Genomic DNA, 13,067 nt, shown 5'->3' on the forward strand with positions numbered 1-13,067 from the left:
TCAAGCCACCGCGCCGTCATGAAGCATCAGAAGATCGAGTTTTACCGTCATCCGGCCGGTGGCTGGGGCGCGCTCAAGAGCGTTGCGCATCAACTGCTGTCGCAGGGCATCGCGGCCAAGGGTGCCAAGACGATGCTGTCGGCCAACCAGCCCGACGGCTTCGACTGCCCCGGCTGTGCATGGCCTGATCGTGACCACGCCTCCACCTTCGAGTTTTGCGAGAACGGCGTAAAGGCCGTGGCCGCCGAAGCCACGTCACGCCGCACCACGCCCGAGTTCTTCGCACAGCACACCGTGCAAGAACTGGCCGGGTGGTCCGACTACGCCCTCGAAGACCAGGGGCGCCTGACGCACCCGATGGTTTATGACGCCGCCAGCGACAAATACGTCCCGATCGAATGGGATGCCGCCTTCGCGTTGATCGCACAGCACCTGCGTGCGTTGCCCGATCCAAACCAGGCGATCTTCTACACCTCTGGCCGCACCAGCAATGAGGCGGCCTTCCTCTATCAGCTGTTTGTGCGTGCATACGGCACGAACAATTTCCCCGACTGTTCCAACATGTGCCACGAGCCTTCCGGCACGGGCATGCGGGGCAGCATCGGCGTCGGCAAGGGCACTGTCACGCTCGACGACTTCACCAAAGCCGACGCCATCTTCATCTTCGGCCAGAACCCGGGGACGAACCACCCGCGCATGCTGGGTGAGTTGCGTGAGACATCGAAGCGCGGCGCGAAGATCGTGTCATTCAACCCGCTGCGCGAGCGCGGGCTGGAGCGCTTTGCCGATCCTCAAAGCAAGATCGAGATGCTGACACTGGGCTCCACGCGCATCAGCACCGAGTACCACCAGGTCCGCATCGGCGGCGACCTGGCAACGGTCAAGGGCATCATCAAACATGTGATCGAGCGCGACGACGTGGCCCGCAGCCGCAGCGAGCCTGCCATCATCGACCACGCGTTCATCGCCCAGCACACCGGTGGCTTCGACGCCTTTGCCGCCGATGTCCGTGCCGAGTCGTGGGCGACCATCGAGGCCGAATCCGGCCTGCCCGAAGCCGAGATCCGCCAGGCTGGCGATACGTACATCAAGGCCGGTAGCGTCATCGCCTGCTGGGGCATGGGGATCACGCAGCACAAGCATTCCGTGGCGACGATCCAGATGATCGTCAACCTGCTGCTCCTGCGCGGCAACATCGGCCGCCCGGGCGCCGGCCCTTGCCCAGTGCGCGGCCACAGCAACGTGCAGGGCGACCGGACGATGGGCATTTATGAGAAGCCCGCCCCCGCGTTCCTGGATCGGCTCGAGCAAGTCTTTGGCATCCGGGTGCCGCGTGAGCACGGCTACGACACTGTTGGGGCCATCGAAGCGATGCGCAACGGCGCGGGGCGCGTGTTCTTCGCCATGGGCGGTAATTTTGCGGCCGCCACGCCGGACACCGCCGCTACGTGGGCCGGCCTGCGCCAATGCGACCTGACCGTGCACGTGACCACCAAGCTCAACCGCAGCCACATCGTGCATGGCAAGGCCGCGCTGATCCTGCCCTGCCTGGGCCGGACTGAAGTCGACCAGCAGGCAGGCGGCACGCAAGGCGTGACGGTGGAAGATTCGATGAGCATGGTGCACATGTCGGCGGGCATCAATCCGCCGGCATCACCGCATCTGTTGTCGGAGCCCGCCATCGTGGCACGGCTGGCCGAAGCGACGTTGCCCGAGAGCACCATCCCCTGGCGCTGGCTGGTGGAAGACTACGACCGCATCCGCGAACGCATTGAAGCCGTGTTCGACGACTTTGCTGGTTTTAACGAGAAGATCCGCGTGCCGGGTGGCTTCCGTCTGCGTAACACCGCATCGGAGCGTGTCTGGAATACACCGTCGGGCAAGGCGGAATTCCACACGCACGGCATTCCGACCGACACGCCCGTCCACCGGGCCCGCGAGCGCCATACCGATGCCACCGTCTTCACGCTGGCCACGGTGCGCTCCCACGACCAGTACAACACGACCATTTACGGCATGGACGACCGCTACCGCGGCGTGTTCGGGCAGCGCCGCGTGGTCTTCATCAACGCCGAAGACCTGCGTGCCATCCGCATGAAGGATGGTGAGTGGGTCGACATGATCACGCTGTCCGAAGACGGCACCACGCGCCGCGCCGATGGCTTCCGCCTGGTGGCGTATGACATCCCGCGCGGGTGCCTTGCGGCGTACTACCCGGAGACCAACCCACTGGTGCCGCTCTCTGCCGTGGCCGATCAGGCACGTACGCCGACCTCCAAGTCGATTCCGGTGATGCTGGTGCCGAGCCAAGTGGAACACACCGCCGACGCGCAGGCTGCGGCTCCAACCGAAGCCTGATGACGCACGAACCGGCGTGGTCCGCGCTGCAGCTTGCACTGCTGGCGGCTCTGCACGAGACCGAACCCGGCAAACCTGTGTCGTTGCCCTGGCTGACCAAACGCGTGGGGGAACGCGCCAGTACCGTGCTGCGCGCGTTGCATCCGCTGGCCGATGCAGGCCTGTTGCGTGTCACCATGGATGACACACGCTGGCTGGTCGTATTGCTCGATGCCGGCCGCGCTGTAACGAGTACCACCGCATGACCGCCCTCACCCGTCACCCTGCAGGCCTGCCCGTCGTCTCAACTCCAGCAACGCGCCGCACACGTGCTGGCGCGCACGAAGACGCCACCACCGCCGTCGCCGATGAGACACCGGTGGCGCTCGTCTTCAACGGCATCACGCACGCCGTGATGATGGCCTCGCCCTCCGATCTGGAAGACTTTGCGCTCGGCTTTGCACTGTCCGAGGGCATCATCGACAGCCGTGCCGACTGGCGTGGTGCCGATGTCGAAACGCACGCGCACGGCATCGAGATCCACACCGAAATCGCCACGCACTGCTTCGTCCGCTTGAAGGCGCGACGCCGCGCACTGGCTGGCCCAACTGGCTGCGGACTGTGCGGCATCGAGAGCCTGCAGACCTTTGAAGCTGCGCCGACACCTCTCGTACAGCCGACGTGGATGGCATCACTTGCTGATGCACAGGTGCTGGACGCCATGCAGGCAATGACTGCACATCAACCCGCCAACGCGCTCACTGGCGGTCTGCATGCAGCCGGCTGGGTGCCTGCGGATAGCGATGCACCGCTGCATGTGCTGGAAGACGTTGGCCGCCACAACGCGCTGGACAAGCTGATCGGTCGGCTGGCCCGGCTCGGCATCCACCCGGCAGACGGTTTTATCGTCATGACGAGTCGCGCGAGCTTCGAGTTGGCACGCAAATGCGTGCAGATGAAGGTGCCGCTGCTGGCGACGATCTCCGCACCGTCGTCACTCGCGATCCGACACGCCAAGGCGGGCAACCTGATGCTACTGGCGTTCTGCCGGGGCGACAGCGCAACGCGGTTTGCCTGAGCAGCGCACGCGTCTACAACACGGCCCAGCCTGCCTCAGACCTAGATCATCTGGGGCTCAACGCCAGCCGAAGACTCACGCACGACCAGATTCGGCAGGGGCGGCGCGATGGAGCGGCGGGCGTCTGCGTTCCCGCCAAGGTGATCAAACAACAGACCAACGGCCTGCGAGGCCATGTCATCCAGATGCAGATCCACTGCCGTCAACGGCGGGCGGCAACTTCTCGCCCGAATCCCGTCATAGCGCGTCACCACCCTGACGTTGTCTGGCACACGGAGCCCGTAGTCGTTGATGGCCTGCACCGCCCCCACCGCAAAGGCATCGACCAGTGCGCATAACCCATCGATGTCGGGGTGCTCGCGCAGCAGCGCGGCACAGGCATCCCGCCCCGCCGCCTCCCCGCCCGACTCATCCGCAACAGCAATGACCGGCTCCATGCCGTGCTCCGCACAGAACTTCTGGTAGCTCGCCCGGGATTCGATGTACGAATTGCGCTCCTGCGCGCCGATCAGGAGTGCGATGCGCTGGCTGCCTTCGTCCTTCAAGTGCTGCAGCAACATCTCGGTTGTTGCTGAGGAATGAATGTCCACGTAAGGCACCGCATCATTGCCGGGTTGCCGCCCCAGACACACGACCGGCAGGCCGCGCTCCAGCAGATGCGCGACGTTCGCATCGTCTGCCGTGGGCTCAAGCACGATTGCGCCGTCGATGTCGAGCTGCTCAAGCGGCAATCGGCTGCCCATCACGGGCGGCACCAGGACAAGTGCGAGGCCGCGCGTCAGTGCGCTGGCTGCAGCAACCGCAGCCACTTCCATCAGAAACCCAAGGCGCGACGCACCGCCCGCAACCTCGTACGGCATCGAAGAGATCAATGCGATCGAGCGGGCCTCCCCCGTGCGCAGACGTTGCGCCCGGATGCTTGGGCGGTAACCCAAGGCGCGTGCAGTCTCTTTGACACGCTCGCGCGTGTGCACGTCGACATAGCCTTTGTCATTCAGCGCGTGTGACACCGTCGTGGGCGACACCCCTGCCGCGCGGGCGACATCGGCAATCGTTGGCCGTCGCTTTGGCGACGCTGGAGTCTGCATGCTGCCTTCGGTGGATGTCCCCATGCCTTTCTCGTTTGAATAACGTACGCCGAGCACATCTATCGAGATGAAAAATCGATAGATTTTCGGACTTGACAACCCGATTCTAGCGCAGCATTCTACGTTAACAAATCGATTTGGGTCCTTGCCCATTTTTTTCGCCCCAACCCCAAATCGATTTGGGAAACAAAACCATCGCATCCGGATACCGGAGCATCCCGACGCCAGGGCAACCCGCCCCAGCCGGGAAATCGGAGACAAACCACCATGACGAACACCCAGCCGGCCGACCCCGTTGACGAGCGGTTGCCACTGCGCAAACTGATTCTGTTTGGACTACAGCACGTGATGGTGGTGGCGGCATCGCCAATCACTGCCGTGTTTCTGGTCGCCAAGGCGCTCGGGCTTCCGTCAGGGCTGACGGTGGACCTCATCAGTGCCACCTTCTTCGCCTGCGGGTTGGGCAGCCTGCTGCAGTCGTTCGGCCCGCTCGGGTTCGGGGCGCGCCTGCCATTCATCATGGTGCCCGGCGGGGCACCTCTCGTGTTGTTCGTGCTCATCGCCCAGCAGACCGACCTGCAGACCGCCACCGGCGCGGTCATCCTGGCAGGGCTGTTCTACTTTCTGCTGCTCCCGGTCTTCGCACGCTGCCTGAAGTTCTTTCCGCGCATTGTCATTGGTGCGATGCTGATTCTGGTGGCGATCAACCTGGTCAACATCTACGGCGGCGTCATCGTCGGCCGTCCGGGCACACCTGAGTTTGCCAACCCGCTCTGGATTGGTCTGGCACTTGCCACAGTCGCCTTCACGATCCTTTTCGCCCGGCTGTTCAAAGGCATGTTCGGACAGTTGGCGGTTCTGCTAGGCATGCTGGCCGGCGCCGCCCTGTCGGCCCTGCTCGGGCTGATGAACTTCACCGGTGTCTTGTCCGGCCCCCTGATCACGCTGCCCACGCCGCTGCCGTTCGGCATGCCGCATTTCGACGTGCTTGCCGCACTGCCGCTGCTGATCTTCAGCGTGATCTCGATGGCGGAAGCGACCGGGCAGACCGTCGCCATTGCCGAGGTCGTGGGCAAGGAAATCGACCCACGCGTGACGGTGCCGATGACCATCCGTGCAGACGCGCTGATGTCCGCACTGGGCGGACTGTTCGGCACGTCGATGATCATCACCAGCAGCGAGAACATCGGCATCGTCCAGGCGACCGGCGTGCGGTCCCGTTTCGTGACGGCAACCGCAGGCGTCATCCTGATCGTCATCGCGCTGCTGGCGCCGCTGGGCCGACTGGCCAATGCGATTCCCGCCGCCGTCGTGGGCGGGACAGCGCTGGTCGTGTTCTCGATCATCGGGGTGATGGGCATCAACCTGCTGCGCCAGGTCGATCTGCGCGCCCGCTCCAGCATGTACACCCTCGCCGCCGCGCTGACGATGGGGCTGCTCCCGATCGTCGTGCCCGGCATCTACAGCCGGTTTCCCGCAACGCTGCAGATCGTGCTCAACAACGGGCTCGCCATGGGCGCGTTGACGGCGGTGATCGTCAACATCGTCTTCGAGCACCTGCACTGGCGCCCACGGGATACCGCGAACCCAGCCATGCATCTTGAAACAGCAGTGAACGACAAGCGCCCCTGCCACTAACACTGACAACCGCCCCTTGACCAGGAACAACCCATGGCCTCTCTCGCCACGCCTCTCTCCACACCTGCCAGCCCGTCGCACACCGATCTGCGCGCCGATGAACTGCTGCTGTTGCCCGAGTACCTGTTGCTGGACAAGGCGCCAGTAACAGGCCACGGCGCAGTCGTTGCGGGTGGAAAGTTTCTCGACATCGACCGTGCCGACGCCCTGATCGCGCGCTACCCGCACCTCGCGCCGATCCGCCTGCCGGGCAAGCTGATCATGCCGGGCTTCATCGACACCCACCATCACCTCACACAGTCATTCGGCAAGGCACTTGCGTTTGGAGAGCCATCGGAGATCTTCCGTCGGATCTGGGTACCGCTGGAAAACTGCCTTGATGAGAACCTGTTGTACATGTCGGCAAAGCTTGCCGCATTGGAGTCGCTGCGCGGTGGCTTCACCACGGTCTGCGATGCGGGCACGCGTGCCGATGGCGATGCCACGACCATTGCAGCGGCAACGCAGGAAGTCGGTATCCGCTGTGTGCTCGGGTTGATCTGCAACGATATGGCCGACGACGTTGATGCACGCGAACGGGCCGCTATCCTTGTGCGCGCACAGCAGCACCTGGCGCGCTGGGAGAACCACCCGCTCGTGCATCCATCCCTGGCCATTTCGGTGCCGGAAGCGGGCTCCGACGGAATGCTTCAGGCCGCCGCGGCACTATGCGCCGACGCCGGCACGATCTTCCAGACCCATGCGAACGAGCACCTCGCATCGGTCGAGCGGTCAATCGTCCAACGCAAGATGCGCCCGATCGAGCATCTTCACTACGCTGGCGCGCTCGGCCCCCAGACGCTGATCGCCCATGCAACGCTCGTCACCCCCACCGAGCTGAACCTGCTGCGCGATACCGGTGCTGCGGTCAGCTACAACCCCATCGCCAGCTCATGGAAGGGCAATGCCGTGGCGCCTGCCATGCAGATGGCGGCGCTTGGCATTCGGGTTGGGCTGGGCACCGACGGCACGCGCGGCGACGCCTTCCGGCTGCTCGACGCGGCGGAATCTGCCCAGCGCTTTGCCTTCGGCCTCAGCACCGGCGATTCGGCCTGCGGTGACGGCGACCTGTGGCTGAACCTTGCCCTGCGCGGTGGCGCCAACGTGCTGCGCCTGGGTGCCCTCGCCGGCGAGATTGCGCTGGGCAAAGCTGCGGACTTTCTACTGGTCGACATCGACGTGCCAGAAATGCGGCCGTCGTGGAATCTCAACTGGGAACTCGTCCGACTCGCCAATCGCAGCCAGATCGATGCCGTCTTCGTCGCCGGGAAGCTACGCCTTTGGCAGGGCTGGCCATTGGACTGGGATGCCCGGGCCTTCCTGAAGGAGGTGGACAAAGCCGCCGCCGAGGTGGTGGCGCGCGCTCCGATCCAGCGGGTTCACGCCCCCTCGTGGTCCAACGCTCGCGTGCGGCAAACCACGCAACCCACCAATGCCACCACCGACCGGTGAGGGCCACTCAATCCAGAAGCGAGACATCTTGTGAGTTTGACCATCTTTATCCTCCTGGCCGCTACGGTCGCCATCGGTGCCTTTGTTCAGGGTGCAGTCGGTGTGGGGTTCGCACTCATTGCCGCTCCGGTCATCGGGCTCGTAGAGCCCGGTCTGCTGCCGGTGTCGCTGCTGATCCTGATGCTGCCGTTGAATGCCTATCTGGCGTGGCGTGAGCGACCCGCGCTGGATTCAAACGGTGCCATCTGGATCACGGCTGGGCGCATTGCCGGCGCAGTGGGCGGCGTGTGGATCCTGTCGCGCATCTCGACACACGATCTCAATCTGTTCATTGGCGCATCGACCGTTGCTGCCGCGGCCGCCACCCTGTGCGCACCGGCGTTTGCGCCGGGCCGCAACGCGTTCATGGCCGCCGGCGCTGTGACTGGCATTACCGAGACAGCAACCGGCATCGGTGGCCCAGCACTGGCCATGGTCTTCCAGCACTACCAGGCGCCGGCACTGCGGTCGACCATCGCCCTCTGCTTCGCCATCGGTGAGGCAGTGTCACTCGGGATGCTCAGCGTCACGGGGCAGATCACGCCCGACAAGTTTGTCTCGGCGCTGCAGCTCGTCCCGGCGGTCATCGTAGGGGCGTTCATCAGCCAGCACATCCACCACCACTTCAACGGCAAGGTTCTGCGCATCAGCGTGATGGGGTTCGCCATCGTGTCGGGCGCCGCCATCCTGTATCAGACATTGGCGTGAGCTACGGCTCAGCCGCACATACCAAATAGAACGGAGGAGACCATATGAAAAAGGGCCTGGCTTATATCGCCTTCCCACTATTGGCGGCTGCCGGCAGCGCACATGCGCAGAGCAGCGTGACGCTCTACGGCAGCCTGGATGCCGGTATCGGCTATGTCAGCAACCTGCATGGCAGTTCATCCTTCTTTGCCCAGCAAGGCACGTATCAGGCAGACCGCTGGGGCCTGATGGGCGTCGAAGATCTGGGTAGCGGGCTGAAATCCGTGTTCAAGCTCGAGTCTGGGTTCTCAACCATCACGGGCGCGATGTCCAGCGCAGGAACACTGTTCAACCGCCAAGCCTATGTCGGGCTGTCTGACAACCGCGTCGGCACCATCACACTCGGCCGCCAGACTGATTTCCACTTCGAGATGCTCGGGCCCCTCTCCACCGCCCAGGCGCTGGGCGATTTTTCCGCGTTCCACCCCGGCAACATCGACGGCCTGGGCAACACCCTGCCAGTGCAACTCTCGAATACGGTCAAGTTCCGCAGCCAGACGTTCGCTGGCATCACCCTGGGTGCCATGTATGGCTTCACCAACACGGCCAGCAGCACCGCAGGGCACAGTATCAGTTTGGGTGCCACCTATGCGAATGGCCCGCTCAATCTTGCCGCGGCTTACTCGGAATACCACGACCGCACACTGAACCTCGCGAGTGGCCTTGGCCTGACCAGCTTTCAGGGCGTCAACCTGGCAGGTGGTGCGCCGTTCGTGGCAGGCCACGTCAAGAACGCCGGCATTGGGGGCAGCTACCAACTGGGCGCCTTCAAGCTGCATGGGCTCGTCACCCAGGTGCGTATCGAGCGCAATGGCCAAACAGACAATTACCGAAGCGTCGACGGCGGCGTCAATTTCCAACTGACGCCGGCATACCAGATCGATGCGGGCGCATGGACCACAACGCTCGCAGGACAACGGTGGACGCAACTGACGCTGGCCAACGTCTACGAGCTATCGAAGACCACGCAGCTGTATGCGGACCTGATGGTTGGGCAGGCGTCCCGGGGCGCCGTAGCGACGACGTTGGGCATCGGCGCGTCGTCCTCAAATCGGCAGACCGTCGTGCTGACCGGCATTCATCACCTGTTCTGAGATTGCCCGCAAGGCATGCAAGCGTATTCCAGTGCGGCCTCCCTCCTGGCAGCGCACTGTTGAGCCCTCCTGCGCGAGGGCTGTTTTTTAGGGGGATGCACTTGGCACCCCTCCGCACCGAACACCGCTGACTTAGCCCTGTGCCACCGCAGCACCAAGCTCCGCATTGGTCACGGCCTGACCGTTCAGACTCCAGGCCCCGTCCACCGCATGCACCACATTCACAAAGATGGACTCCCGCGGCTGCCGCCCCGCCGACAACTCCTCAATGATGTTGGTGGCATCGGCAAAAAAGCCTTGCTGGACTTCGCGATTGGCGAACGCGATACCGGGCACCTTCCATTCCACCCACGCCCCGGCAAACGGTTTGCCGGCCGAGAACGTGGATGTCTTCGGCAGCACGTGGACGGTTGCCGTCACGTTGGGAGTCATGACGGTGTTGCCCAGCAACCCGTGCCATTTCAACATGGCCTCGGTGAGTCGGGAGACAGCAGTACTTTCACTGCCCGGGGGCAGCACGCCTTCAGTCAAGGTGAGCGTCAACGGCATGAGGAACTCCATCTGGTTGATGTTGCGATCGTTACATAACGACCGCAATACAATCTAGAAACCAAAACTCATGGCGTCAAGGAATAGATAGCGATCGCATTCTCACTGCGCGATCAAACGATGAGAGCCCCGCCACCTACTCATTAGAGTACACACTGCTTAAGCTCCACAGCGCCAGCTTGTTGTATACCGATCGCAATCTATACTATCGAAATGGCGCGAATGATTGCCAAGCATAGAATAGCGATCGCTCTATAACCCGACACACCATGAGATACCCGGAACGACACAAAGAGGAAGCCCGCGCCCGCATGGTTGCCGCCGCCGGCCGGGGGTTTCGCAAGCATGGCTTTGGCGGCATCGGCGTCGACGGGCTGGCCAAGGAAGCCAAGGTCACGTCAGGGGCGCTGTATGGCCATTTCCCATCAAAGAACGCGGCTTTCAAGGAAGCCGCGATCGCCGGCCTGGAAGAGCTGCGTAGCGGAGTGCTTGCATTACGCGCGCAACACGGCACGGACTGGCTTGAACCGTTTGTCGACTTCTATCTGGGCTTCAAGCGCGTGTGCGAACTCGGCGAAAGCTGTGGTCTGCAAAGCCTGACGCCAGAAGTTTGCCGGGCGGATGAGGACATACGCGCCGCCTATGAACTGCACCTGCAAGGGGTTGTGCATGCGGTGGCTGACGGACTGCCGGGCGGCACCCCGGCCGATCGCCACCAGCGCGCCTGGAGCCTGCTCTCCCTGCTGCCGGGCGCTGTAACCATGGCGCGCGCCACTTCGAGCGAAGCCGTCTCTGAGGAAATCGCGCGCGCGGTGCGTGCAGCAGCGCTGCTGGTGGCGCGCACGCCCGGCACGGCCTGATATCGAGGTTAGATCTCCACCTTGCTCCCCAGCTCAACCAACCGGTTGGCGGGAATCCGGAAGAAGTCCGATGGTTTGGCGCTGTTGTGCTGCATCCAGGCAAACAGCGACTCGCGCCACATCGCCATGCCGGGCAGCGGTGACGGCACCACCGTGGCGCGCGTAATGAAGAACGACGTCTCCATATCCTCAAACACGATATTCAGACGCTGGCCCACGTTCTTGACGATGTCGTCGACAGCGGGGGTTTCCTTGAAGCCGAAATCCACCACTGCGGTGTAGATGTCTTCGCCGATGGTCTTGAGCACCATCCGCTTGGCGGGCTCCACATAAGGCACGGCCAGCGTGCGGAAGTGAATGAACAGCACGCGCTTGTGCAGCACGTGGTTGTGCTTGAGGTTGTGCAACAGCGCCAGCGGCACGAACTCGATGCTCGGCGTGAGATACACAGCCGTACCATCCACGCGATATGGCGGATGGCGCAACAGGCCTTCCATGAAAGGTTCAAGCGGAATGCCGCCCTCCACGTTGCGCGCCTTGAGCAACTGCGTGCCCGTGTGCCACGTCACCATCAGGAAAAAGATCAGGCCGCCCAACAGCAGCGGGAACCAGCCACCTGCTGCAATCTTCAGCAGGTTGGCGCTGAAGAACGACAGGTCCACCGCCAGAAACACGGTGCCGAGGCAGGCCACCACGGGCAGACTCCACTTCCATGCGTTGTGCATGACGACGGTCACCAAGCCCGTGGTCAACAGCATGGTGGTCGTCACGGCAATGCCGTAGGCAGCCGCCAGATTGTCGGATTTGCCGAAGGCAAGCACCACTGCCACCACCAGCAACAGCAGGATGTAGTTCACGACCGGCACGTAGATCTGGCCGATTTCTACATCCGACGTATAGAGAATCTTCATGCGTGGTGCATAACCCAAGTGCACGGCCTGCGCCGTCATCGAGAACGCACCGGAGATGACTGCCTGCGATGCGATCACGGTGGCGGCTGTCGCCAGCACCACCATCGGCCCGACGGCCCAGCTCGGCATCAACAAGAAAAATGGATTCTGCACGGCAGAAGGCTCGCGCAGCAACAATGCGCCTTGCCCGAAATAATTCAGCAGCAGGCAAGGCATGGCGATGTAGAACCATGCAAAGCGGATCGGCCGCGCACCGAAGTGGCCCATGTCGGCATAGAGCGCCTCGGCACCGGTCAACGCCAGGAACACTGAGCCAAACACGATGAACGCCAGAATGGTGTGCCGGAACGCAAATTCCAGAGCATAGGTGGGGCTCAACGCCACAAGCACCTGCGGAGACTTCACCACCGAGGCCAGTCCAATCAGCCCCAACAGCACGAACCAGATCAACATAATCGGCCCGAACAGGCGCCCGACCACGTGCGTGCCCTGCTTCTGCAGCAGAAACAAGCCAATCAGCACCACCAACGCCAGCGGCAACACCCACGTCTGCAGCGCGGGCGCCATGATTTCCATACCTTCAATGGCGGAGAGCACCGAGATGGCCGGCGTGATGACCGCGTCGCCGTAGAACATCGCGGCACCCAACAGGCCAAGCATCATGAGCGTGCGGGTGAACCGGGCACCGCCGCCGCTGGCGCGCATTGCCAGCGCTGTCAATGCAAGGATGCCGCCTTCGCCGTTGTTGTCGGCGCGCATGACGAACACCACATATTTGATGGAAACCACCAGCGTCATCGCCCAAAACAGCATCGACAGGATGCCGAAAACGGTCTGGTCCGAGAACGGAACCCCATGCTCGGGGTTGAAGCATTCCTTTAATGCATACAAGGGGCTGGTGCCGATGTCCCCAAAAACCACGCCGATCGCCCCCACCATGGTGACCATCAACGCGGGTTTTTTTGTGATTGTGCTGGCGGTGGCTGTCGTCATGGTTGCCTGCGACTGGAACGGCGGGAGCACACGCAATTCTCGTGCGAAATCTGCCATGCCGCCCACGCCTAGCGCGGCTTTGGAGTGCGGCAGAAGCCACTAAAGCTTAGGTGAAAACGCTCGGTTTTGTGCGAGTGTTTGCACCGATGGCGAGAACGCCCGGACCCTGATGTGCCCGGCAGGCATCGTCTATGCTTGATCTAAACAAGAGAAGTGAAAAAAACAGACTTTGACGAGGAGAC

At 63.0% G+C, this 13,067-nt stretch carries 11 protein-coding genes; 8 read left to right on the plus strand and 3 right to left on the minus strand.

Features of this window, described 5'->3' with window-relative positions; genetic code table 11:
• The first annotated feature begins 18 nt into the window (after window positions 1-18).
• From JHD73_RS08705 to fdhD, 3 genes are read left to right on the plus strand one after another with little or no spacing between them, the layout of a single operon-like run.
• Window positions 19-2,358 carry an FdhF/YdeP family oxidoreductase gene (locus JHD73_RS08705; RefSeq protein ID WP_199029808.1) on the plus strand — a complete coding sequence of 780 codons (2,340 nt, stop codon included), beginning with the start codon at window positions 19-21 and terminating at the stop codon, window positions 2,356-2,358.
• Window positions 2,358-2,603, plus strand: coding sequence for a MarR family transcriptional regulator (locus JHD73_RS08710; protein ID WP_199029810.1), 246 nt, complete (start codon window positions 2,358-2,360; stop codon window positions 2,601-2,603). Before JHD73_RS08705 ends, JHD73_RS08710 begins: the two co-directional genes overlap by 1 nt.
• Window positions 2,600-3,415, plus strand: coding sequence for a formate dehydrogenase accessory sulfurtransferase FdhD (fdhD, locus tag JHD73_RS08715; RefSeq protein ID WP_199029812.1), 816 nt, complete (start codon window positions 2,600-2,602; stop codon window positions 3,413-3,415). Before JHD73_RS08710 ends, fdhD begins: the two co-directional genes overlap by 4 nt.
• Window positions 3,416-3,456: 41 nt before the next feature.
• Here the strand turns inward: fdhD and JHD73_RS08720 are convergent, their stop codons facing one another.
• Window positions 3,457-4,527, minus strand: coding sequence for a LacI family DNA-binding transcriptional regulator (locus tag JHD73_RS08720; protein WP_233176852.1), 1,071 nt, complete (start codon window positions 4,525-4,527; stop codon window positions 3,457-3,459).
• A 243-nt stretch (window positions 4,528-4,770) separates the two neighbouring features.
• Between JHD73_RS08720 and JHD73_RS08725 the strand changes: the two genes are divergently transcribed.
• The 4 genes from JHD73_RS08725 to JHD73_RS08740 are packed head-to-tail and all read left to right on the plus strand — an operon-like array spanning window position 4,771 to window position 9,512.
• Window positions 4,771-6,141, plus strand: a complete 1,371-nt coding sequence (locus JHD73_RS08725; protein WP_199029814.1) for a uracil-xanthine permease family protein — start codon at window positions 4,771-4,773, stop codon at window positions 6,139-6,141.
• 33 nt (window positions 6,142-6,174) lie between these two features.
• A complete protein-coding gene (locus tag JHD73_RS08730; protein WP_199029816.1) occupies window positions 6,175-7,632 on the plus strand; it encodes an amidohydrolase family protein in 1,458 nt (485 codons plus the stop codon).
• 30 nt (window positions 7,633-7,662) lie between these two features.
• Window positions 7,663-8,379: a TSUP family transporter gene (locus tag JHD73_RS08735; protein WP_199029818.1), complete on the plus strand. Its 717-nt coding sequence runs from the start codon at window positions 7,663-7,665 to the stop codon at window positions 8,377-8,379.
• A 44-nt stretch (window positions 8,380-8,423) separates the two neighbouring features.
• Entirely contained in the window at window positions 8,424-9,512 is a 1,089-nt protein-coding gene (locus JHD73_RS08740; RefSeq protein WP_199029819.1) for a porin, read from the plus strand.
• 132 nt (window positions 9,513-9,644) lie between these two features.
• Here JHD73_RS08740 and JHD73_RS08745 read toward each other — a convergent pair whose 3' ends face one another.
• Window positions 9,645-10,061, minus strand: coding sequence for a 4-oxalocrotonate tautomerase (locus JHD73_RS08745; protein ID WP_199029821.1), 417 nt, complete (start codon window positions 10,059-10,061; stop codon window positions 9,645-9,647).
• A gap of 311 nt (window positions 10,062-10,372) precedes the next feature.
• On the opposite strand from JHD73_RS08745, the gene JHD73_RS08750 reads away from it, so the two are divergent.
• Window positions 10,373-10,921, plus strand: coding sequence for a TetR/AcrR family transcriptional regulator (locus tag JHD73_RS08750; protein WP_233176853.1), 549 nt, complete (start codon window positions 10,373-10,375; stop codon window positions 10,919-10,921).
• Window positions 10,922-10,929: 8 nt separating this feature from the next.
• Here the strand turns inward: JHD73_RS08750 and JHD73_RS08755 are convergent, their stop codons facing one another.
• Window positions 10,930-12,825, minus strand: a complete 1,896-nt coding sequence (locus tag JHD73_RS08755; protein WP_199029849.1) for a potassium transporter Kup — start codon at window positions 12,823-12,825, stop codon at window positions 10,930-10,932.
• Window positions 12,826-13,067 lie beyond the last annotated feature (242 nt).

It is taken from the genome of Ralstonia sp. ASV6 (genome assembly GCF_016429285.1).
Classification (GTDB): Bacteria; Pseudomonadota; Gammaproteobacteria; order Burkholderiales; family Burkholderiaceae; genus Ralstonia; species Ralstonia flaminis.